We start from the raw sequence: 20,311 nt of genomic DNA, 5'->3' as shown, positions 1-20,311 counted from the left end.
GGGCCTGTTGACGGCCCGCGATATGATCAGATAACCGCGACCGGCCCGGTCCGTAAACCATGACCGCCGCCCTGGAGGCCGATGAGATGACCCAAGTTGAACACTTCGACCGCCCTGATCAGCCCCGCCTCGCCTATTGCGCCCGTCCCGGTCACGGGCCCGGCGTGATGTTTCTGGGCGGGTTCAAGTCTGACATGACCGGAACGAAAGCCACTGCCTTGCAGGACTGGGCGGACCAGACAGGCCGCGCCTATCTGCGCTTTGACTACAGCGCGCATGGCGCGTCCGAAGGCGCCTGGCAGGACGCCACGATCACCCAATGGCGACAAGATGCGCTGGATATGCTCGACCAGTGTACGGACGGGCCGCAAATCCTGGTGGGCTCCTCCATGGGCGGCTGGATGGCGCTCCTGGCGGCGATGGCGCGGCCTGAACGGGTGAAAGCGCTGGTGCTGATCGCGCCCGCTGCAGATTTCACCGAAAGCCTGATCTGGGAAAACTTGCCTTTCCATATCCGAGAGCAGATCGAGACCGAAGGCCAATGGTTGCGGCCCAACGCCTATGGCGAGCCCTATGCGATCACCCGGACTTTGATCGAGGATGGTCGCCAGTGGAGCCTCCTGAACGCACCCATCCGGTTTGACGGCCCCGTGCGCATCCTGCATGGCTGGCAGGACAAGGACGTGCCGTGGAGCCATGGCTTGCGCGTGCTCGAACAGCTGACCACCAACGATGTGCGCTACGAGCTGTCCAAAGCGGGCGATCATGGACTGAGCACGCCGGAGGATCTGGCGGCGCTCGTCCGGCTGATCGAAAGCGTCAGCGGCTAGTCTGTCTGAGTCCAGATCGCCTTCAGCCCCTCTCGCCAACTGAGATAGCTCGGCCGCCAGCCCAGCGCCGCTTTGGCGCGCGCGTTCGATACCCTGCGGCATTCCGCATAAAAGCTCGCCTGCATGGGCGTGGCGTTCTCGGGATCGAAGGGTTCGATCTGCGGTCCGGGCAAGCCGGCGATTTCAGCGGCGCCGCGCATGACGTTCGCTTGAGTGTCCGGCCAGTCATCCGCAAGATTGAACGCGCCTGTCGCGTCCGGCCGATCAAGGCTCAGCGCGATGGCCTGGGCGATGTCGTCGGCATGCACACGGCTGAACACATGGCCGGGCTTGTCAAACACGGTCTTGCCCGCCTCCAGCCGATCAAAGGCGGAGCGGCCCGGACCATAAATCCCCGCCAGTCGAAACAGGCGCGCACCGTGTTTCAGCCAGTCCGTCTCCGCCGCAGCGCGCCGGATCGAGCGCTGTTGACCGGGGCTCACGGGCTCATAGTCAAACGCCCAGCCGCCCTGCCGGTCGCCATAAACACCTGTGGTCGATAGATATCCCAGCCATTTCCCTTTCAGGGTTTCCGCTTGTAATGCTGGCAGAAACGGATCCCCCGCTTCGCCCGGCGGGGCGCAGGCGAGCACGGCGTCGCAGGCGCCGACCGCCGCGCGCAGGGTGCGGTGATCAACGGGCTTTGCGGGATCCGCGAGGACAGGCTGATAGCCTTGCGCCCGGATCTGTTCGGCCTGCACGTCAGACCGCGTGCTGGCGTGAATCCGCCAGCCTTCATTGCTCAGTCGCCGAGCGACCGCCTTGGCGGTGAAGCCGAACCCCAACAGACAGATGCTGCGTGCGCCCATGGACGTCTCCTTGATCTGGCCGATAGGCTTAACGCTCAATCCAGCCCGAGGGAAACCCGCCCATGGCGCCTGTGCTCATCGTCTCCGCCCTGCTCGCAACAGCGCTCACCCCGGCGCCCAATGATCAAGACCGGCTGCAAGCCTGTCTGGGCGCCATCCAGGACGATGCCGAAGAGGCGTATGAGGACGCGCTGACCTGGCGGCATCAGGGCGGCGGCTGGCCCGCTGAACATTGCGTCTCGCTTGCGCTGATCGCATTGGGTCAGGAGGCGCCTGGGGCCCTGCGCCTGCGCGAAGCCGCGCTTGATGCGGACATCGCGAGCGATCTGAGCCGCGCCATCATGCTTGGTCAGTCAGGAGACGCCTTTCTGACCGCTGAGGAATACGATCAGGCCTTGATCAGCTACACAGCCGCGCTGGAGTTTGCGCCACACGATACAGTACTTCTGGGCGGGCTTGCCCGGACCTATCTGGCGCTTGAAGCGTTCGCCGATGCGGAAGACACCGCCAGCCGCGCCCTGTCCCGGAACGATGCCTCGGCCACGCTCTGGCGCCTGCGCGCCGAAGCGCGGTTGGCGTTGCGGTCCTATGATCAGGCTCTGAGCGATATTGAAACCGCCCGCACCCTGTCACCAGAGGATATAGACGTGCTGGTGCTTCGAGGCCGCATTATTGACGCCCGGCGCACGGGTTGAGGCTTTTCAAGAACAACTTTTGAGTGCAATAATTCTCCTGAAACAATACAGGAGGTTGTTATGCGGCGTTCTCTCAGCATTTTGGCGCTCGCCAAAGCCACATCTAGCAAAGCGCATAAAGCAGGACGGGGCCCGACCCTGTCCCCAACAGGGCGCCGTATTCTCAATGCGGACAAGGACACCGTCGTCCTGCGGGGCCGGCATATCCTGCTCTAGCTGAGGTCAGCGCCTGCAAGGTTAATTTTGTCTGGCCCGCCTTCACTTGGCGGGCGCTTCCCCCCATATTCAGGGCAGAGGTCATGAGAGGACTGAGATCATGCTGCGATCCATCACCATCATCACTCTGGCTGCAGTCCTGGCAGGCTGCGCCGGCGGTCCAACGCCCTACGCTCCGGCTGGTGACAGCCGGTATGGTCTGACAGAGCAACAGGTTGAATCCGACCGGTTCCGCATCAGCTTCAGCGGCAACTCTCTGACAGACCGCGACACGGTCGAGACTTATCTGCTCTATCGCGCCGCAGAGCTGACGCTCGATCAGGGCTATGACTATTTCCGTCTCGCCCAGCGCGACACTGAAACCGAGACCCGACTGATAGGCTCCAGCACCTATGACCGGTTCGGCCTGCAGTATCGTTACTTCCATCCCGCCCACGGCTGGTATGGCCGCTATGATCCGTTCTGGAATGACGTGAACATCCGCGAAGTCACGCGTTATGAAGCGATGGCGGAGATTGTTCTGGGCCGGGGCGCCACGCCGGATACGCCGGACGCCTTCAACGCCCGCGAAGTGGTGCAGAATCTGGGACCACGGGTCCGGCGACCGGTCGAGAGCTAGCGACCGCCAGACGCACTCATGAAAAACCCCGGAGCGAAGGCTCCGGGGTTTGTCGTTTCAGCGCTAAAATCGCCCTTATTTCGGAGGCATGCGCGCGCCAGCATCCAGGCGGACGCATTCAGCGTTGATGTAATCATTGGACACCATGAAGGCGACCAGATCAGCGTATTCCGCCGGGGTGCCGAAGCGCTGCGGGAATTGCAGGTTCGCAGCCAGATTGGTTTTCACTTCCGGCGGCATCTGCTCATAAATCGGGGTTTCAAAGAAGCCCGGCAAGATGGTGTTCACCCGCACGCCTTCTCGCGCCAGATCCCGCGCCATCGGCAAGGTCATGCCATAGATCCCGCCTTTGGAGGCGGCGTAGGCGACCTGACCGATCTGGCCGTCCTGAGCGGCGACGGACGCGGTGTTCACGATCACGCCGCGACCGGACGCATCAGGCTCAAGCTCCAGCATGCCGGCGGCGGAGATCGCGGCGCAGTTGAAGCTGCCCACAAGGTTCACATTGATCACCAGCTGGAACTTGTCGAGCTGGTGCATCACGATATCGCCCTTGGACGAGCGACGCGCAGTCTTCTCCGCCCAGCCAATACCGGCGCAGTTCACCAAAACCCGTTCCTGTCCGTGCGCGGCGCGCGCCTTGTCAAAGCCGGCCTTGACGCTTTCGGGGTCGGCCACATTCACCTTGGCGAACACACCGCCCAGTTCCTTGGCCACCGCCTCGCCACGCTCTTCGTTGAGGTCAAACAAGGTGACCTTGGCGCCTTCGGCGGCCAGACGGCGGGCGGTGCCTTCGCCCAAACCTGATGCGCCACCCGTGACGACGGCTGCGATGCCTTTGAAGTCCATGAATCTCTCCCCTTTAGGCTTTATCGATCGAAGGCTGGACGCCGGAGCCCTCCGGCGCGTTCGAAAACTTCATACCGCGGGCGCGAACAAAAGAAAATGCGCCGCCCCGCTTCGGGCGGCGCAGGCTCATCACGCTGAAGGGAACTATTTTATCGGGACTTTCCGGCCTGACGCCACATCTTCACGCTTGGGCAGGGTGACAGTGAGCACGCCGTTTTTAAACACGGCATCCACAGCCTCCACATCGGCGTCCCGAGGCAGGGTCAAAATGCGCTTGAAGGCGCCATATCGGCGCTCGGCATATTGGTGGTGCTTGCGCACGGATTTTTGCTCATCCTCCTTGGACCCGGAAATCGTGAGCAAATGATTGTCCGCTTCGACCACAATATCGTCTTTCTTCAGGCCCGGCAATTCAGCCGTGACCACATAAGCGGATTCCGTCTCGCTCATATCCACGGGCGGAGTCATCGGCCCCCAACCATTCGCGAGCGGCCAGGCAGGCGTCGACATCCAGGGCAGCGGCGCGCCTCGCCAGAAGCTCTCCGCCACATCCATCATATCCGTGCGCAAACGTTCAAACGCCTCCATGGATCCTTGTGCAGGCAGGATGGAACGTTCTATCGGCGTCGTGTCCGTGTCAGTCATCACACTCTCCCTGTTCTGATCAGCTCTATGGCCCGGTCGGTTCAACGACCAGAATAACCATACTATCAGAAAGGGAATTGCTCGCCATGCGACCGCGAGACGCGTGCGTCAGCCACGCTAGGCGCTTGCGGTCAAGGATGATAAGTGAGCCTGCAATTCAAACCGATGAGGGCGTGATGACGACACCGGTTCTGGTTCTCCATGGCGGCGCGGGCGTGCTGGCCGAGCGTAGCTATGCGCGCGAGATCGCTCATCTGACCGCTCTGGCGGAACGCACGCGGGAGGCGCTGCTGGCTGGTCAATCCGCTCTGGACGCCGTGGTGGAGGCTGTCGCAGATCTTGAAGCCTCAGGGCTTTATGTGGCGGGCAAGGGCAGCGCGCCCAACGCGGCGGGACGGTATGAGCTGGACGCCGCGGTGATGGACGGGGCCAATCGCAATGCTGGCGCCGTCTCCGCCCTCACAGGGTTTCTTTCCCCTATCCGCGCTGCACGCGCCGTGATGGAATCTACGCCGCACGTTTTGCTCGCCGGCAAGGGCGCTGAAAGCTTTGCGGAAAAAGCCGGGCTCGCTCAGGTTGAGGACCCGGACGCCTATTACAAATCCGCCGCCGATCCGGACCCCCGCCCGATTCCCACCGGCACGGTCGGCGCCGTCGCGCTCGATCTAAACGGTCGGCTCGCGGCGGCCACCTCCACTGGCGGCACGCTGAACAAGGTCTGGGGCCGGGTGGGGGACACGCCCATCATTGGATCGGGCACCTGGGCGGATGAACGTGTGGCGGTCTCCTGTACGGGGCAGGGCGAATTTTTCATGCGCGCCAACGCCGCCGCCGACGTCTCCGCCCGCGTCAAATACGCCGGGCGGCCCCTGGCGGAAGCCGTCGAAGGCGCGCTCGCCGATGTGGCGCGTCTGGGCGGCGAAGGCGGGCTGATCGCGGTCGACGCCTCTGGCGCAGTCACCGCCCAGTTCAACTCGCCCGGCATGAAGCGCGCCATCGTCCATTCTGATGGCCGGATTGATGTACAGATGAGCTGACGGATCCACACAAAAAGCCCCGGCCATCAGGTCGGGGCTTTTTAAAATCAGTCTGAGACGAACAGATCAGGCCGCGTCGCTTTCCACGCCATTATTGAGCAAGGCCGTGATCGCATCCGCATCCGGCGCGGCGCGCACGGCGCGACGCAAATCCTCACGCCGGAAAAAGCGCGACACCTGCGCCAGGGCTTTCAGATGGTCTGCGCCAGCGTCTTCCGGCGCCAGCAGCAAAAACACCAGATCCGCCGGCTGACCGTCTATGGCGTCAAAGTCCACGGGTTGTTTCAACCGTGCGAACACGCCGCACACCCGGTCCACCAGATCGGTGCGGGCATGGGGAATGGCCACGCCATCCCCCACCCCGGTCGATCCGAGTTTCTCGCGCTCGATGACGGCGTCCAGAACGGGCCGCGACGCAACGCCCAGGGCGCGCTCCGCCAGCTCGGCCAGACCCACAAGAGCCTGTTTGCGACTGGACGCGGCCAGTTCGGCGGACACACCGCCTGGCGAAATAAGTGTGCTCAGAGCCATGAAACGCTCAACTGCTGACTACCCCAGCGGCTGTGAGTTTCGATCACTCCGCAGCCGCGCTGGAGGCGTCTTTAGCGCCTCGGGACGGATCAATCCACCCCACATGACCATCAGGGCGCCGGTAGACGAAGTTCATGGCGCCGTTCGCGGCGTTACGGAACAGAACGAAAGGCGCATCAGCCAGGTCCATTTCCAGCACCGCCATGGAAACAGTGAGGGTCTTCAGCTCCGCCGCCTGTTCAGCGATGATCACCGGCTCATCGCCACCGACCGCGCCGCCATCATCCTCTTCGTGCTCGTCGTCAGGCACGTCTACGGCCCGACGGTCTGAGCGCAGCACCATGACAGGGGTCGGCTCCGCCGCCGGCAAGTCAGCCTTTGCATTCGTTTGATGGTCTTTCAGGCGACGTTTGTACCGCCGTAATCGTTTTTCCAGATGCCCGGCGGCGTCTTCGGCTGCGCTATACGCCTCCTCTGCCGAGCCGGACGCCTGAAGAAAAGCCCCGGATGGAAGATGGAGCGAGATGTCCACCTTGAAGCCGTATCCTTCCTTGCTCGCGACGACAAAGGCCTCGGCAGGTCGATTGAAGTATTTTGACCCGGCGTCAGTGATGCGGGTCTCCATGCGCTCGCGCAGAGCGGGGGACACATCGATGCCTTTGGAGACGAACTGGATAAACATGAGAGCTCCCTTCAACTGGGGTCCAAGAGCGCGCCTTCGGCGCGTTGGACCCCTCAAGGGTCACTCCCGCGCCGGGCGCGGCCGGCCTGTCGAAAGACCGGACATTCACGGTATCTGCAGGCAAGCCAGGCCGTCAATCAGAACCGGTGCGACACGGTGAACGGCGGATGAGGCAAACGCATCATGCAGCGCAACATATGTGGCGGTCAGCCCATGCCCTTGAGCTTGCGACGCCGCTTGACCGAAGAGGGAATGTTCATGGCTTCGCGGTATTTGGCGACCGTGCGGCGCGCAATGTCCACGCCGTCCGCCAGCAGACGCTCGACGATCTTGTCGTCGCTCATCACATCTTCAATCGTTTCAGAGTCGATCATCGCCTTGATGCGGAACCGCACCGCTTCGGCGGAATAGGCTTCACCGCCGTCCGCCGATGCGATGGCGGATGTGAAGAAGTATTTCAGCTCGAACAGCCCGCGCGGCGTGGCCATATATTTGTTGGACGTCACCCGGCTGACGGTGGATTCGTGCATGCCCACCGCATCCGCGACCGTTTTCAGGTTCAGCGGGCGCAGCCAGGCCACGCCCTTGGCGAAGAAGGCGTCCTGCTGTCGCACGATCTCGCTGGCGACCTTGAGGATCGTCCGGGCGCGCTGATCAAGGCTTTTGACGAGCCAGGAGGCGTTCTGGGTGCACTGGCTGATGAAGACTTTCTCGTCCTCTGACCGCGCCGAAGCGCTAATCTGGGCGGCGTAGCGATTATTCATCAGAACGCGCGGCAAGGTATCGGTATTGAGCTCCACAGCCCAGCCGCCATCCGGGCGCTCGCGCACCATTACATCCGCTTCGACGGCCCGCTCGCCATCCGCACCAAAACCCAGGCCTGGCTTGGGAGTCAGACGCTTGAGCTCTGCGATCATGTCTTCAAGATCTTCGGCGTCCACGCCGCACAAGGCTTTCAGCCCTGCATAATCATGCTTGGCCAGAAGCGGCAGATGATCCACCAGCGCCGCCATGGCCGGATCCAGACGGTCGCGCTCAGCCAGCTGCATCGCCAGGCATTCCTGCAGATTACGCGCCATAACGCCCGTCGGCTCGAACTTCTGCAAAGCGAAGAGCACGGCTTCAACTTCAGAGCGGGTAACGCCCAACCGGTCAGATGTTTCGCCCAGATCAGCGCGCAAATAGCCGTCTTCATCCGCAAGATCGATCAAATGCGCCGCGATCAGCCGGTCGGCAGGCTGCAAGGCCAGATCCGCCAGCTGATCATGCAAATGCTCATGCAGGGTTTTTTCCCGGCTGGCATGGTCAGCGGCGTCAAATTCAGAGGCATTGAACGAGCCGCCCGAACCCGCGCGAGACCAGTCCACCGATCCGGCCGCGCTCTCGGTTCCCGCCATGTCGGATTTGGAATCAGAATACATCGCCTCGGTGTCGGCGTCGAAGGACTCATCCGCCTTGCCGGGCGCATCAAAGCTGAGTTCGTCGCCGTCTTTGGTCTTGGCGGCTTCGGACGGATCAGACGGGGCGGATTCATCAAGGGCAGGCGCGTCTGAACGTTCATCGCGCTCCAGAAGCGGATTGCGCTCAAGCTCGGTCTCCACAAACTCGGCCAGCTCGATATTATTCAATTGCAACAGCTTGATAGCCTGCTGCAATTGAGGGGTCATCACCAGACCCTGGCCCTGTCGAGCCTCAAGCTTATGTCCCAGTCCCGCCATTCAGATGCCTAGTTAAAATCTTTCGCCCAGATAATAGCGACGCACGTCCTGATCATTGCGCACCGCGTCAGGGGCGCCTTCAAACAAGACTTCGCCGTCATGTATGATCGTCGCCCGGTCCGTGATCTCGAGCGTTTCGCGCACATTGTGGTCGGTGATCAGAATGCCGATGCCGCGCTGTTTGAGATAATCGACCAGATCGCGAATATCGGCGATGGCCAGCGGGTCAATGCCCGCAAAGGGTTCGTCCAACAGCATGAAGCTCGGCTGCGCCGCCAGCGCACGGGCGATCTCCACCCGGCGACGCTCGCCGCCGGACAAGGCCATGGCGGGGCTGTTGCGCAAATGATCGATATGGAGCTCTTCGAGCAGCTCGTCGATCAAGGTCTCGCGCCGCCGACGGTCCGGCTCGACGATCTCTGCGACTGCAGCGATGTTCTCGACCACCGTGAGACCGCGAAAGATCGAAGCCTCCTGCGGCAGATAGCCGATGCCCAGCCGTGCGCGCTGGTACATGGGCAGGCCGGTGATGTCCTCGCCGTCGAGCATGATGGTTCCGTGATCGGCCGATACCAGGCCGGTGATCATGTAAAAACAGGTCGTCTTGCCAGCCCCGTTCGGCCCCAGAAGCCCCGCCACTTCACCGCGTCTAAGCGATAGCGAGACATTCTTGACCACAACGCGCTTGCCGTAGGACTTGCCCAGATTTTGCACCTGGACGCCTTCCCCGGCGAACGCCTGGTCCGGCGCGTCGATCCGCTCGTATTCCATGGTCGTCATGCTTAACTCCGACGGCCTAAAAAACTGTGAAGTCTGACACGTTCAGCGCGCAGACCTAGCCTTCAGGCTCTTCGTAGGGACGCGGGCCGTCGCCCGGAATGACCGGCGCGGGGCAGTCCTGCGGAGTTTGCGCGGTTGCGGCGTCATCATCGGTGAAGAACACAGACCGCACGCGATCATTGCTGTTCTCGCCGCCATCCAGACGCGCCACCCCGGTCGCCAATTCCGCATAGAGGTGCTCGCCAGTGGACACGTTGCAGCCCTGGGTCAGCACGACCGAACCGGTCAATTCAATCACGTCATTGACCAGATCATACGTGCCGCGATCACCGCGCGCGATCTCGGTCTCGGTGACGTAGAACACCTCGCCCTCGGCCACGATGCGGCGCAGTTCGCGCCCGCCCGTGTCACGCCGCACATAATAGGCTTCAAGCCGGTCCGCCCGAAGGCGCACGCCGCCGCGCACCACGTTCACATCGCCAGAATAAACGACCAGTCCCTGGGCGTCGAAAAGCTCGCTGCGATCGGCGCTGATATCAGCGGGGCCTTCGCCCGGGCCGATGGATTGCGCCAGGGCGGGAGCCGTCATCAGCAGCGGCGCCGCGAGTACAGCGGCGGTCAGGGTACGCAAGGTCATGGCTCGTTCTCCTCTGACCGGTCCGGGCCGGCGTCAGCGTCTGTCGCGGTCGGGGTGGAGGCTGCGTCAAAGCGAGTGCGCACATCCCCTTCCAGAATAATGTGTTGGCCGTCGTCTCGTACTTCGAACCGATCCGCGCGCACCGCGCCCCAGGGCGCAAGGCCCTGCATCGGCGCCGGACCTGTCACCACGCCTTCGCGCAAATATAGCGTCGCCGATTGCGTATCGAAGACATAGCCCGAGCGCGTGGTCAGCCGCACATTCGTGTCGAGCTGCAAGGACAGGTTCGCATCGTCAAACACGCCATGCTCAGCCAGCACACGCGACGCATCCGCTCCGCCGTCAAGCAGCGCATAATCCAGGGTGGGACGCTCAAGGTCCGTCAAAGACTGTTGCGCGCCGCTGCGGCGTTCAGCGGTTTCCGCCGTAATGACATAAGGCACGCCGCCCTCATCGCGGCCGGTGAAGCGTGGATTGATGATGCGTTCGGATTCGCCAGCGCCAGCGCTGATCGCCACGTCAGTGGCCGGGCGTTCGGAGCCGCCGGACAACACCATCTGGATCAACGCATTGAGCGCCACCAGAACCGCCGCAGCAATCAACACCCCACGCAGACCCGCCACAAAGCGACTGCGCCGACGGGCGTCAGCCAGCGATTTGGCGCGGCGCTGGCCAATCATCTGGCCATCCGCATGTATCAGGGCCGCAGACATTAGCGGTCTGGCTCCGTTTGAAACAAGGCTGCACCCTTTGTGACGGTCATCGCCGTCCTGCGCAAGCAGGCTCAGGAGTGCGCAAAGATATCGGTCTCGTCCCAGCCCATCAGGTCCAGACGCGCGCGCTGGGGCAGGAAGTCGAAACAGGCCCGGGCCATCTCCATCCGGCCTTCGCGCTCAAGCATGGCCGTCAGGCCGTCTGCAATGGCGTGCAGATACAAGACGTCAGAGGCCGCATAATTGAGCTGGGCTTCGCTCAGATCATGGGCCGCCCAGTCCGAGCTTTGCTGTTGTTTGGACAGCTCCACACCCGCGATTTCGCGGCAGACATCCTTCAAGCCATGACGGTCGGTATAGGTGCGAACCAGCTTGGACGCGATCTTGGTGCAATAGACCGGCGTCATGGTGACGCCGAGATCACGCTCGATGATCGCCAGATCAAAGCGCGCAAAATGCAAAAGCTTCTCGACATTCGTATCAGCCAGCAGCGCTTTGAGATTGGGGCAGTCATACGTGCTGCGGTCCGGCTGGACGATATGGGCCTCGCCATCGCCCGCTGACAGCTGGACCAGACACAACCCATCGCGCACCAAAGACAGCCCTTGGGTTTCGGTGTCAATCGCGACCCGCTTGCCCAGGTTAAGCCCGTCCGGCAGATCTCCGCGATGGAAGTGAATGGTCATGCTTGCGCTCCATGGCTGCATCTGTCCTGAACGTTCAGGGTATCGGACGTTCGCCCCATAGGGTCAATGCAGACCGTCGCCCAAGCGCATCACAGGATCAGCGATTGATCGCACATCGGGATCAAACCTCGCCAAGGCGCGCCTTATTTCTGTATAAAGTCTTAATACGAGACATCGGGTGGGGCGGGGGCGACGCCATGACAAAGAAATATCTTCTCTCGGTCGGAGCCGGACTAGCGCTCGGCCTGTCCGTGCAGGCCAGCGCCAGCATGATGACCGGAGAGGCCATCACCAGCGTGCTGTCCTTGCCAAAGACGCCCCTTGATAAAGCCGGACCGTCTTTTCACGACGGCGCTAGTGTTTCCGACGCCGTCGGATCGCCCGAGGCGGGAACCCGGACCATCCCTGTCGCTGAGCCCGAAAAGAGCCTAAGGCGGTTCATGATTACCGCCAGGGCGCTGTCACCTCCTCTCTGAGCATGACGGACCCGGCTTTAATTGAGGCTCTTGAAGGGCTGGTGATTGCGCTGGACAGCTCGGACGCTCTCGAACCGGACGCTCGGGCGGGCCTGAGCCAGGCGCTGCAAGCGCTTCAGAGCGTCCAGACCGGGCCTCTGAAACTCAAACCGCTGGGCTTTTCGGCGCCCTTTGTCGCCAATGTGGGTCCGGGTTGCGCGGATGGCGCAGGCGTGGATTCCACCCAGTGCGGCAGAGGCGCCGACGCCGCAGCAGACGGGACGACCGCCATCGGGGTCGGAGCTGAAGCCAGCAATGACTTCACAACCGCAGTCGGGCTGTTGTCAGAGGCCTCTGAAGAAGACGCGACAGCTATCGGAGCCGAAGCCCTGGCCAGTGGATCGCAATCGCTGGCTGTCGGCGCCAATGCCGAGGCCAGCGATGACGACGCCACCGCGATCGGGGAAGGCGCCCTGGCGAATGAGGAAAACACCACCGCTGTCGGACAATCCGCCGAAGCTTCGGGATCGCATGCCTCCGCCTTTGGCGAAAGCGCGACGGCGGACTCGGCTGGCGCTTCGGCCTTTGGCAATGATGCCCAGGCCAACGGGATTGGGTCGGTTGCGGTGGGCGCGGATGCGACGGCGCAGGGCGATGGCTCGATCGCCATTGGCGCGGATCACGACGGGAACGGGACCGGCGCGAGCGCCAGCCAGACTGACGCCATCGCCATCGGCGGCGATGCCCGGGCCAGCGCCGAGGAGGCCATCGGCATCGGCTTCCTGTCGGAAGCCACGGGCGAGCACGCGATTGCGCTGGGGGCGGAGGCGCAGGCGCTTCATGACGACTCAATCGCCTTGGGAAGCGGGGTGATCACCACGCGCGCCAACCAGATCGCCATCGGCGCCAGCAATCAGACGCTGACGCTGGCCGGTGTGACCAGCGCAGCCTCCCAGTCCGCGCAGGGACCGGTGACCGGGATCCTGACCACCGATGCAGCTGGCAATATCGCCTATGACGGCTCGGCCTTGTCACAGATCGCCGCAAACAGCTCATCCATTACGGCCTTGCAAGCGAGCAGTGCGACCAGCGCGGATCTGAGCGCGCTGCAATCGGACCTGACCAGTCTGAAAACCCGCGTCACCAGCGCTGAAGCGGGCGTGTCCGCGAACCTGTCTTCGACCGGCGCAAACGCCAGCGCCATCTCCGCGCTGGACGCCAAGCTGGCGGCGCTGGGCGCAACCGGCGGCGCCAATCAGGCGGATGTCGACGCCAATACCACCGCCATCGCGAGCAATCGCAGCGAGATCAACGTCAACGCCGCCAATATCGCCAGCAACAGGACCGATATTGACGCCAACACAGCCGGGATCGCTGTAAACCGGGCTGATATCATGCTCAATCGCCGCGAGATTGCGGGCAATCGCGCGGATATTGATCTCAATACTGCGGCGATTGCAGGGCTGAGAACCGATGTCAGCGCCTTGCAGCTGGATGTCAAAGACCTTGCGAGCCAGTTCAATGCCTTGTCCGGCCAGATGGACGTGCACACCGATGGCGTCGCCATCGCCAACGCCCTGGCAGGGTCCAGCTGGCTGCAGGCCAATGAGGATTTCGCGCTGACTGCAAACTGGGGTCTGTATGACGGCTCAAATGCGCTCGCTGTCTCTGCGACTGCCCGCATCAACACACGCCTGTCAGCGAATATGGGTGTGGGGTATGGCGACCGGACCGGACGCGTGGGCGCCCGGGCCGGCGTGCGGTATGGCTGGTAGGACGCCCGTCAGCGCCCCCTGCCAATCTTCAGGCCCTAGCCCAGCTTGAGTGTGGTTTTCACATTGCCGCGGGTGGCGTTGGAATACGGACAGACCTGTTCGGTTTTCGCCATCAGCGCATTGGCGTCTTCGGTCGCCAGCCCGGGCAGATGCCCGATCAGCGTCACTTCCAGACCGTAACCGCCCGCATCTCGCGGGCCGATGCCCACCTCGGCGTCCACTGTCGCGTCAGCCGGCAGCTTGATCTTGGTTTGCTGGGCCACCAGACCCATGGCGCTCATGAAGCAGGCGGCATAGCCCGCCGCGAACAATTGCTCGGGGTTGGTGCCCGCTCCTCCGTCTCCGCCCAGCTCGGACGGGGTGGAGAGCTGGACATCCAGCCGCTGGTCATCAGACCAGGCGCGGCCCTGACGGCCTTTATTCGCGGACGCGCGGGCGGTGTAGAGAATGGACATGGCAGGCTCCTATATATCGTACGCGATATTACCGAACCCGATATAATCATCCTCTTGCGAGCGTCAAGCCTCAGCGATATTATCGTGCGCGATTAATCAGAAAGATCCGGCATGACCGACCGCAGCTCCCAGACGCCCGACCTTCCCACGCTGGATGACCAGCTCTGCTTTGCGATCTATTCGGCGAACACCGCGATCAACCGGATGTATCGGCCTTATCTGAACAAGCTGGGGCTGACCTATCCGCAATACATTGCGCTACTGGCGCTGTGGGAGACTGACGATGTGACGGTGGGGGCGCTGGGCAAGCGGCTGTATCTCGACACCAACACCCTGACCCCGCTCCTCAAGCGCCTGGAAGGCATGGGCCATCTCACCCGCACGCGGGACCTCAGGGATGAGCGCGTGGTGCGTATCCGCCTGACCGATCAGGGCCGCGCCTTGCAAGCGCAGGCTACAGATGCCCTCGCCTGCGTGCACGCCATGGCCAGCGAAGACGATATCGACCTCAAACCCTGGATCGAGGCGTTGGGTCATCTGCGCGAACAAGCGCTGAAAAAGGCGCAGTGTGCGGGGGGCTGATCGCCCAAGCCCGAAACGAAAAAAGCCGCTGCAGGTGCAGCGGCGTCTTTCAATCCTGCACACCCCGAACCCAAAGGGTTCGCAAGGCCAAGGGCCGCCCGCAGCGAAGCGAGGAGCGATCACCCGGATGGGTGTGAACCTGCCCCAGAGGGGAAATCCAGATTGTCAGAAGGATGGTGCCCAGGAGAAGACTCGAACTTCCACTCCCTTGCGGGAACTGGCACCTGAAGCCAGCGCGTCTACCAATTCCGCCACCTGGGCAAGTGAGGAGCGGGGGTGATACGGCGCAGATCAGGCGCTGTCAACGGGGAGCACGCGGTTGATCTGCACATTCCGCATAGACTGCGCCCACAGGCTTTCACCGCGTTGCAATACGGCCTTGCGATTACAGCGCCGCATGGACAGCGGCGCCCGTTTTGGTCTATCGCCCTATGAACCTATCTTACATGTCGCACGCACTGGCGCGTGCGAGCCTTTCAGGGGCGGACCATGACACTTCGCAATGAAATGATCACCGTTTTCGGCGCTTCGGGCTTTATCGGCCGGTATGTGGTGCGCGAACTGGCCAAGGCTGGATACCGGGTGCGCGCCGCGACCCGCCGCCCGCATCTGGCCCATGAGCTCAAACCCATGGGCGTGGTCGGCCAGGTCCAGCTGATCCAGGCCAATCTGCGCAATGAAGACTCGGTGCGCCGCGCCGTCGACGGCGCTCATGCCGTGGTCAATCTGGTGGGGATCCTGTCGCAGAGCGGCAAGCAGAACTTCCAGTCCCTGCAGGCGGACGGCGCGGGCCTTGTGGCCAAATGCGCCGCCGAGGCCGGTATTGATAATTTCGTGCAAATCTCCGCCATCGGCGCAGATGAGGACAGCGCGTCTGAATACGCCCGCACCAAGGCGCTCGGAGAAAAGGCCGTGCGAGAGGCGATCCCATCCGCCGTCGTGCTGCGCCCGTCCATCGTGTTTGGAACCGAAGACGGTTTCTTTAACAAGTTCGGCTCCATGGCGCGTTTCGCACCCGCCCTGCCACTGATCGGCGGCGGCAAGACCCGGTTTGAACCCATTTTCGCCGGGGATGTGGCCCAATGCGTCCTGAAAGCGGTGGAATCACCTGCGAAATACGCGGGGCGCACCTATGAGCTGGGCGGGCCAGGCATTTACACCTTCAAGGAAATCCTTGAGTTCATCCTGACCACGATCCGGCGCAAGCGCTTCCTGGCGCCCGTGCCGTTCTTCGCCGCCTATCCGCTGGGCCTGGTCGGGGAAATCCTGGGGGCGCTGCCCTTTGTCGAGCCCTTCCTGACCCGTGATCAGGTGACCTTGCTGAAATCTGACAATGTGTCGGGCCTGACCGATGAGGATCTGGGCCGCGTCACCGATTTCGGGATTGATCTTGAATCAGTCGAAGCCATCACCCCGACTTATCTGGTGCGCTATCGCAAGGGCGGCCAGTTCAATGAAGATCCGGAAATGATTGCATAATATGCCTGATACCGAGCGTAAGTTCCCCGGCTGGCGCGGCACTACGATCCTGAGCGTGCGCAAGAACGGCAAGGTCGTCCTCGCGGGTGACGGCCAGGTCTCGATCGGCGATACGGTGGTCAAGGCCACCGCCCGAAAGGTGCGGCCCTTGTCGAGCGGCAAGGTGATCACCGGTTTTGCGGGCGCCACAGCGGATGCGTTCGCGCTGTTTGAACGGCTGGAAACCAAGCTTGAGCAATATCCCGAACAGCTGGCGCGCGCCTGCGTGGAGCTGGCCAAGGATTGGCGCACCGACCGCTATATGCGCCGACTGGAAGCCATGCTGATCGTAGCCGACGGCAAAGAGACCTTCACCCTGACGGGCGCGGGCGATGTGCTGGAACCTGAAGACGGGGTCGCTGCGATCGGATCGGGCGGCAATTACGCGCTGTCAGCGGCCCGCGCGCTTCTCGATTATGAAGAAGACGCTGAAGTCATCGCCCGCAAGGCGATGAAGATCGCCAGTGAGATCTGCGTCTATTCCAACGGCAATCTGACCGTCGAAACGCTGGGCTAGGGGTTTTCGTCACCCTGACTAAAAAAGCTCTGAATTCCCGGGCGAGCGTAGCGGAGACCCGGGACCTCTCTCCGCGTAAAGCGCCCTATTCTGATGGAGGCCCCGGCTCTGCGCTACGCTTGGCCGGGGTTTCAGTTTTATAGAACATGTCATTCGCCGGTTTATCCGGTGAATCCCTGCCGGACCCTGTTATCAGAGCAACCGACATGGATCCCCCGGACAAGCCGGGGGATGACATATAGAGTGCGAGAGAAGACTACCCCTCAATCGTAAAGGTCAGGCCGGCATGCTCTGACAAGCGCTTGATCACGGCATCGCCCAGCGCAGGCGCAGGCGTATAAACGCCGCCCGGCGTCTGATCACGGCTGACATCCTTCACAAGCGCCAGCGCACATTCGGCAATCATTTTCGAGGTGGAGCCGTATCCGGGATCCTTGTCGCCCTTCACCGAGGCGGTCAGGCGCTCGCCGTCCGCCGTTTCACCCGTGAACATCACATCGTAGAACCCGGTCTCTCGCTCTTCTTTGGACGGGCCTTCGCCAGGTTTGGGCGGGTTGTCCTGCATGGAGCGATCATTGGCGATGGCGTTCGCCATTTGCTCGCCCTGATCGCCCGGACCGGTCAGGAACATCTCATCATAGACAAAGTCCTCGCCATACGCGTGACCCATCAGCGCATTGGAGCGATGGATGTTCTTGGTGTTGATCACCGCCATGATGAAGGGCGCGGACCAGGCGTTCAGATCCTCTTCAAAGATCGGCTTGTTGCCTGCGGGTTGCTTGGGGCCCTTAAAGCCTTCGCACAGGGAGAAGGGATCGATCAGGACATTGAGCACCTCTGGCTCCGCCGCCACACGCTTCATGGTCTCGGCAAAGCTTGCTGCGGTGCCGCCCGAGAACGTGCCTTTCATGGCGCGCACGCGGCCCTTGATGCGGCTAAGCGGCTTTCCCGTCTTCTCTTTCGCGTGCGCTTGCAGATGGTAGACGCCCAGATCAAAAGGCACGCTGTCGAACCCGCACGAATGCACGATCCGCGCACCCGACGCCTTCGCCTTGTCGCCATAGGCGCTGATGATGTCGTGCATCCAGGCGGGTTCGCCTGACAGGTCCACATAATCGGTTCCGGCTTCGACACAGGCTTTCACCAGCGCTTCGCCATAAAGCTGATAAGGCCCCACAGTGGTGATGACGGCGCGCGTCCGCTCGGCCATGGCTGTGAGTGACGCCGGATCAGACGCGTCCGCCACCACAAGCGGCGTGTCAGCCGGTGCGCCGATTTCGTCACGCACGGCTTTGAGCTTGTCTTCTGACCGGCCCGCCATGGCCCAGGCGACCGTCTTGCCGTATTCATGGCTGAGATATTCGGCGACCAGGCGACCGGTGAAGCCGGTGGCGCCATAGATGACGACGTCAAATTCACGCTTCGACATGGGGCTCTCCTCCCTGAGATATTAGTTCACTCATTAAGTGAATTAAGGAGAAAGCACCAGCCTGCCAAGAGGGCCCAATGCTGCGCTAGGGCTCAAGCTCGGTGGCGAACACCATGGCGTCGTCGCGGAAGGCCTTGAATTCCAGCGCATTGCCAGCGGGATCCGTGACAAACATCGTTTTTTGCTCCCCCGCTTTTCCCGCAAACCGCACATAGGGATCAATGACAAACGGGGTCCCCGCGCGACGGAGGCGCTCGGCCAGGGGATCAAACTGGTCCCAATCCAGGATCAGGCCGAAATGACGCACGGGCACATTCTTGCCATCCACAGCGCCTGTCTTGGCCGCCTGACACTCTTCCGGCGCCAGATGCGCGACGATCTGATGCCCCAGAAAGTCAAAATCGATCCAGTGTTCGCTTTCCCGGCCCATCGGACAGCCCAGCACATCCCCATAAAACCGACGCGCCGCTTCAAGATTATCCACGGGGAAGGCAAGATGAAAGCGGGGACGAGACATCAGACTCTCCTGAAACGAGGGGTGACAGTGACGGGCTTTGAGTTCCGGACCTGAAAGCCCTACATGTCCGGTATCCTTATCACCCAAACCTGAAAAAGACATGGGGCGTCATGACTGAGTTTTCTCCGCGCGAAATCGTCCATGAGCTTGATCGCCATATCATCGGCCAGGCCGACGCCAAGAAAGCGGTGGCCATCGCGCTGAGAAATCGTTGGCGCCGCAAGCATTTGCCAGACGGGCTTCGCGAAGAGGTCACGCCGAAAAACATCCTGATGATCGGCCCGACCGGCGTCGGCAAGACCGAGATCTCGCGACGATTGGCGAAGCTCGCGGGCGCGCCCTTCATCAAGGTCGAAGCCACCAAGTTTACCGAAGTTGGCTATGTGGGCCGGGATGTGGACTCCATCGCCCGCGACCTCGTGGAAATCGCAATCACGCTTGTGCGCGACAAGAAACGCGAAGACGTGAAGGCCAAAGCCCACGCCGCGGCTGAAAACCGCGTTCTGGACGCGCTAGTTGGCAAGGATGCGGGCGCCTCGACCCGCGAGACCTTCAGAAAAAAGCTTCTGTCTGGCGAACTCGATGACAAGGAAATCGAGATCGACATCCTTGATGACACCAGCAATCCCTTCCAGGGCATGGATCTGCCCGGCATGGGCTCAATGGGCGTGATCAATCTGGGGGACATGCTCGGCAAAGGCTTTGGCGGCAAGCCGAAAGCCCTGCGCACCACAGTCAAAGAGGCCTATGAGCCGCTGATCAACGAGGAAGCGGACAAGCTCTTGGATGAAACCCAGATCCAGTCTGAAGCCATCCGCCTGGCCGAAAATGACGGCATCGTCTTCCTTGACGAGATCGACAAGGTCTGTGCGCGTGCAGACGCGCGCGGCGCTGACGTCTCCCGCGAGGGCGTTCAGCGCGACCTGCTGCCGCTGATCGAAGGCGCAACCGTTTCCACCAAATACGGCCCGATGAAAACCGACCACGTGCTCTTCATCGCCTCGGGCGCTTTCCATGTGAGCAAGCCCTCAGATCTTTTGCCGGAGCTTCAGGGCCGCTTGCCGATCCGGGTGGAGTTGCAGGCGCTGACCCGCGATGACTTCCGCGCCATCCTGACCGAGCCGGAAGCCAGCCTGATCACTCAATATGTGGCGTTGATGAAAACCGAAGGCTTTGACTTGGGCTTTGAAGACAGCGCCATCGACGCCATCGCCGATTTCGCTGCGGAAGTGAACGCCAGCGTTGAGAATATCGGTGCGCGGCGCCTGTCCACGATTCTGGAAAAGGTCTGCGAGGAAATCAGCTATTCCGCTTCTGATCGCTCAGGCGATAGCCTCGCCATAGACGCAGAATACGTCACGGAACGCGTGGGCAGCCTGGCCCGCAATGCAGACCTGTCCAAATTCATTCTCTAAGGTTGAAGCGGCGCCCCCTGTAAAGGGGTGCGCCGCGCCGAAAGAAAGGGGACCGGCGCGGCGCGAGCTGATACCGGCGCCGGCCGAAGCCGCACGCTACGAAGCGGGGAGATACACCGTCTCAGCTAACGCCATAAAAGCCCTGACTGAAGTGATCTGCGC

23 protein-coding genes and 1 tRNA gene are annotated in these 20,311 nt (G+C 62.1%); 10 read left to right on the top strand and 14 right to left on the bottom strand.

Annotation, left to right across the window (positions count from 1 at the left end):
* Positions 1–86 precede the first annotated feature (86 nt).
* Positions 87–830: an alpha/beta hydrolase family protein gene (locus ACP154_RS05550; RefSeq protein WP_421861080.1), complete on the top strand. Its 744-nt coding sequence runs from the start codon at positions 87–89 to the stop codon at positions 828–830.
* Here the strand turns inward: ACP154_RS05550 and ACP154_RS05545 are convergent.
* On the bottom strand, positions 827–1,678 hold the full coding sequence (locus ACP154_RS05545) for an SDR family NAD(P)-dependent oxidoreductase (RefSeq protein WP_421861083.1): 852 nt from the start codon (positions 1,676–1,678) through the stop codon (positions 827–829). The genes ACP154_RS05550 and ACP154_RS05545 overlap by 4 nt on opposite strands.
* Before the next feature lie 62 nt (positions 1,679–1,740).
* Here ACP154_RS05545 and ACP154_RS05540 point away from each other — a divergent pair, with 62 nt between their 5' ends.
* Together ACP154_RS05540 and ACP154_RS05535 are read left to right on the top strand one after the other, a co-directional pair.
* Complete coding sequence (locus tag ACP154_RS05540) at positions 1,741–2,373, top strand: tetratricopeptide repeat protein (RefSeq protein WP_421861085.1); 633 nt, start codon at positions 1,741–1,743, stop codon at positions 2,371–2,373.
* A 316-nt stretch (positions 2,374–2,689) separates the two neighbouring features.
* On the top strand, positions 2,690–3,208 hold the full coding sequence (locus ACP154_RS05535) for a CC0125/CC1285 family lipoprotein (protein ID WP_107712045.1): 519 nt from the start codon (positions 2,690–2,692) through the stop codon (positions 3,206–3,208).
* A gap of 75 nt (positions 3,209–3,283) precedes the next feature.
* Here the strand turns inward: ACP154_RS05535 and ACP154_RS05530 are convergent, their stop codons facing one another.
* Both ACP154_RS05530 and ACP154_RS05525 read right to left on the bottom strand, forming a co-directional pair.
* Positions 3,284–4,057 (bottom strand): SDR family NAD(P)-dependent oxidoreductase, encoded by a 774-nt coding sequence (locus ACP154_RS05530; protein ID WP_421861088.1) that lies wholly within the window; start codon positions 4,055–4,057, stop codon positions 3,284–3,286.
* Between the two features lie 144 nt (positions 4,058–4,201).
* Positions 4,202–4,702, bottom strand: coding sequence for an Hsp20/alpha crystallin family protein (locus ACP154_RS05525; RefSeq protein ID WP_421861091.1), 501 nt, complete (start codon positions 4,700–4,702; stop codon positions 4,202–4,204).
* Between the two features lie 176 nt (positions 4,703–4,878).
* On the opposite strand from ACP154_RS05525, the gene ACP154_RS05520 reads away from it, so the two are divergent.
* Positions 4,879–5,739, top strand: a complete 861-nt coding sequence (locus ACP154_RS05520) for an isoaspartyl peptidase/L-asparaginase family protein (protein ID WP_421861095.1) — start codon at positions 4,879–4,881, stop codon at positions 5,737–5,739.
* Positions 5,740–5,805: 66 nt separating this feature from the next.
* On the opposite strand, the gene ptsN is transcribed toward ACP154_RS05520, so the two are convergent.
* From ptsN to ACP154_RS05485, 7 genes are all read right to left on the bottom strand, one after another.
* Positions 5,806–6,270: a PTS IIA-like nitrogen regulatory protein PtsN gene (gene ptsN, locus ACP154_RS05515; RefSeq protein WP_421861099.1), complete on the bottom strand. Its 465-nt coding sequence runs from the start codon at positions 6,268–6,270 to the stop codon at positions 5,806–5,808.
* 43 nt (positions 6,271–6,313) lie between these two features.
* A complete protein-coding gene (gene hpf, locus ACP154_RS05510) occupies positions 6,314–6,952 on the bottom strand; it encodes a ribosome hibernation-promoting factor, HPF/YfiA family (RefSeq protein WP_133724444.1) in 639 nt (212 codons plus the stop codon).
* Positions 6,953–7,158: 206 nt separating this feature from the next.
* A complete protein-coding gene (rpoN, locus tag ACP154_RS05505) occupies positions 7,159–8,670 on the bottom strand; it encodes an RNA polymerase factor sigma-54 (RefSeq protein ID WP_421861101.1) in 1,512 nt (503 codons plus the stop codon).
* A 12-nt stretch (positions 8,671–8,682) separates the two neighbouring features.
* Positions 8,683–9,441, bottom strand: a complete 759-nt coding sequence (gene lptB / locus ACP154_RS05500; protein WP_421861394.1) for an LPS export ABC transporter ATP-binding protein — start codon at positions 9,439–9,441, stop codon at positions 8,683–8,685.
* Positions 9,442–9,505: 64 nt separating this feature from the next.
* Positions 9,506–10,087: an LptA/OstA family protein gene (locus ACP154_RS05495; RefSeq protein ID WP_421861104.1), complete on the bottom strand. Its 582-nt coding sequence runs from the start codon at positions 10,085–10,087 to the stop codon at positions 9,506–9,508.
* The gene (gene lptC / locus ACP154_RS05490; protein WP_421861107.1) at positions 10,084–10,800 is read right to left on the bottom strand and encodes an LPS export ABC transporter periplasmic protein LptC; all 717 of its coding nucleotides are present in this window, start codon (positions 10,798–10,800) and stop codon (positions 10,084–10,086) included. Before lptC ends, ACP154_RS05495 begins: the two co-directional genes overlap by 4 nt.
* Before the next feature lie 71 nt (positions 10,801–10,871).
* Positions 10,872–11,486, bottom strand: a complete 615-nt coding sequence (locus ACP154_RS05485) for a ribonuclease D (protein WP_421861110.1) — start codon at positions 11,484–11,486, stop codon at positions 10,872–10,874.
* 197 nt (positions 11,487–11,683) lie between these two features.
* Between ACP154_RS05485 and ACP154_RS05480 the strand changes: the two genes are divergently transcribed.
* Together ACP154_RS05480 and ACP154_RS05475 are read left to right on the top strand one after the other, a co-directional pair.
* Positions 11,684–11,962, top strand: coding sequence for a hypothetical protein (locus ACP154_RS05480; RefSeq protein WP_421861112.1), 279 nt, complete (start codon positions 11,684–11,686; stop codon positions 11,960–11,962).
* Positions 11,963–11,964: 2 nt separating this feature from the next.
* Positions 11,965–13,716 carry a YadA-like family protein gene (locus ACP154_RS05475; RefSeq protein WP_421861115.1) on the top strand — a complete coding sequence of 584 codons (1,752 nt, stop codon included), beginning with the start codon at positions 11,965–11,967 and terminating at the stop codon, positions 13,714–13,716.
* Positions 13,717–13,751: 35 nt separating this feature from the next.
* Here ACP154_RS05475 and ACP154_RS05470 read toward each other — a convergent pair whose 3' ends face one another.
* On the bottom strand, positions 13,752–14,171 hold the full coding sequence (locus tag ACP154_RS05470; RefSeq protein ID WP_421861118.1) for an organic hydroperoxide resistance protein: 420 nt from the start codon (positions 14,169–14,171) through the stop codon (positions 13,752–13,754).
* A gap of 111 nt (positions 14,172–14,282) precedes the next feature.
* On the opposite strand from ACP154_RS05470, the gene ACP154_RS05465 reads away from it, so the two are divergent.
* Complete coding sequence (locus tag ACP154_RS05465) at positions 14,283–14,753, top strand: MarR family winged helix-turn-helix transcriptional regulator (RefSeq protein ID WP_421861120.1); 471 nt, start codon at positions 14,283–14,285, stop codon at positions 14,751–14,753.
* Positions 14,754–14,927: 174 nt separating this feature from the next.
* Here ACP154_RS05465 and ACP154_RS05460 read toward each other — a convergent pair.
* Positions 14,928–15,014 (bottom strand) — tRNA-Leu (locus ACP154_RS05460).
* A 228-nt stretch (positions 15,015–15,242) separates the two neighbouring features.
* Between ACP154_RS05460 and ACP154_RS05455 the strand changes: the two genes are divergently transcribed.
* Positions 15,243–16,232, top strand: a complete 990-nt coding sequence (locus ACP154_RS05455) for a complex I NDUFA9 subunit family protein (protein ID WP_421861122.1) — start codon at positions 15,243–15,245, stop codon at positions 16,230–16,232.
* A 1-nt stretch (position 16,233) separates the two neighbouring features.
* Positions 16,234–16,788, top strand: coding sequence for an ATP-dependent protease subunit HslV (gene hslV, locus ACP154_RS05450; RefSeq protein ID WP_107712020.1), 555 nt, complete (start codon positions 16,234–16,236; stop codon positions 16,786–16,788).
* Between the two features lie 256 nt (positions 16,789–17,044).
* Here the strand turns inward: hslV and ACP154_RS05445 are convergent, their stop codons facing one another.
* Positions 17,045–18,217, bottom strand: a complete 1,173-nt coding sequence (locus ACP154_RS05445) for a saccharopine dehydrogenase family protein (RefSeq protein ID WP_421861124.1) — start codon at positions 18,215–18,217, stop codon at positions 17,045–17,047.
* A gap of 85 nt (positions 18,218–18,302) precedes the next feature.
* Positions 18,303–18,734, bottom strand: a complete 432-nt coding sequence (locus tag ACP154_RS05440) for a VOC family protein (protein ID WP_421861126.1) — start codon at positions 18,732–18,734, stop codon at positions 18,303–18,305.
* Between the two features lie 110 nt (positions 18,735–18,844).
* On the opposite strand from ACP154_RS05440, the gene hslU reads away from it, so the two are divergent.
* Positions 18,845–20,149: an ATP-dependent protease ATPase subunit HslU gene (hslU, locus tag ACP154_RS05435; RefSeq protein ID WP_421861128.1), complete on the top strand. Its 1,305-nt coding sequence runs from the start codon at positions 18,845–18,847 to the stop codon at positions 20,147–20,149.
* The last annotated feature ends 162 nt before the right edge of the window (positions 20,150–20,311 follow it).

This window comes from Oceanicaulis sp. (assembly GCF_965249665.1).
In the GTDB taxonomy this organism is placed as follows: domain Bacteria; phylum Pseudomonadota; class Alphaproteobacteria; order Caulobacterales; family Maricaulaceae; genus Oceanicaulis.
The sequence above is the reverse complement of the archived record's forward strand: the minus strand, read 5'-3'. Positions and strand labels throughout refer to the sequence as shown.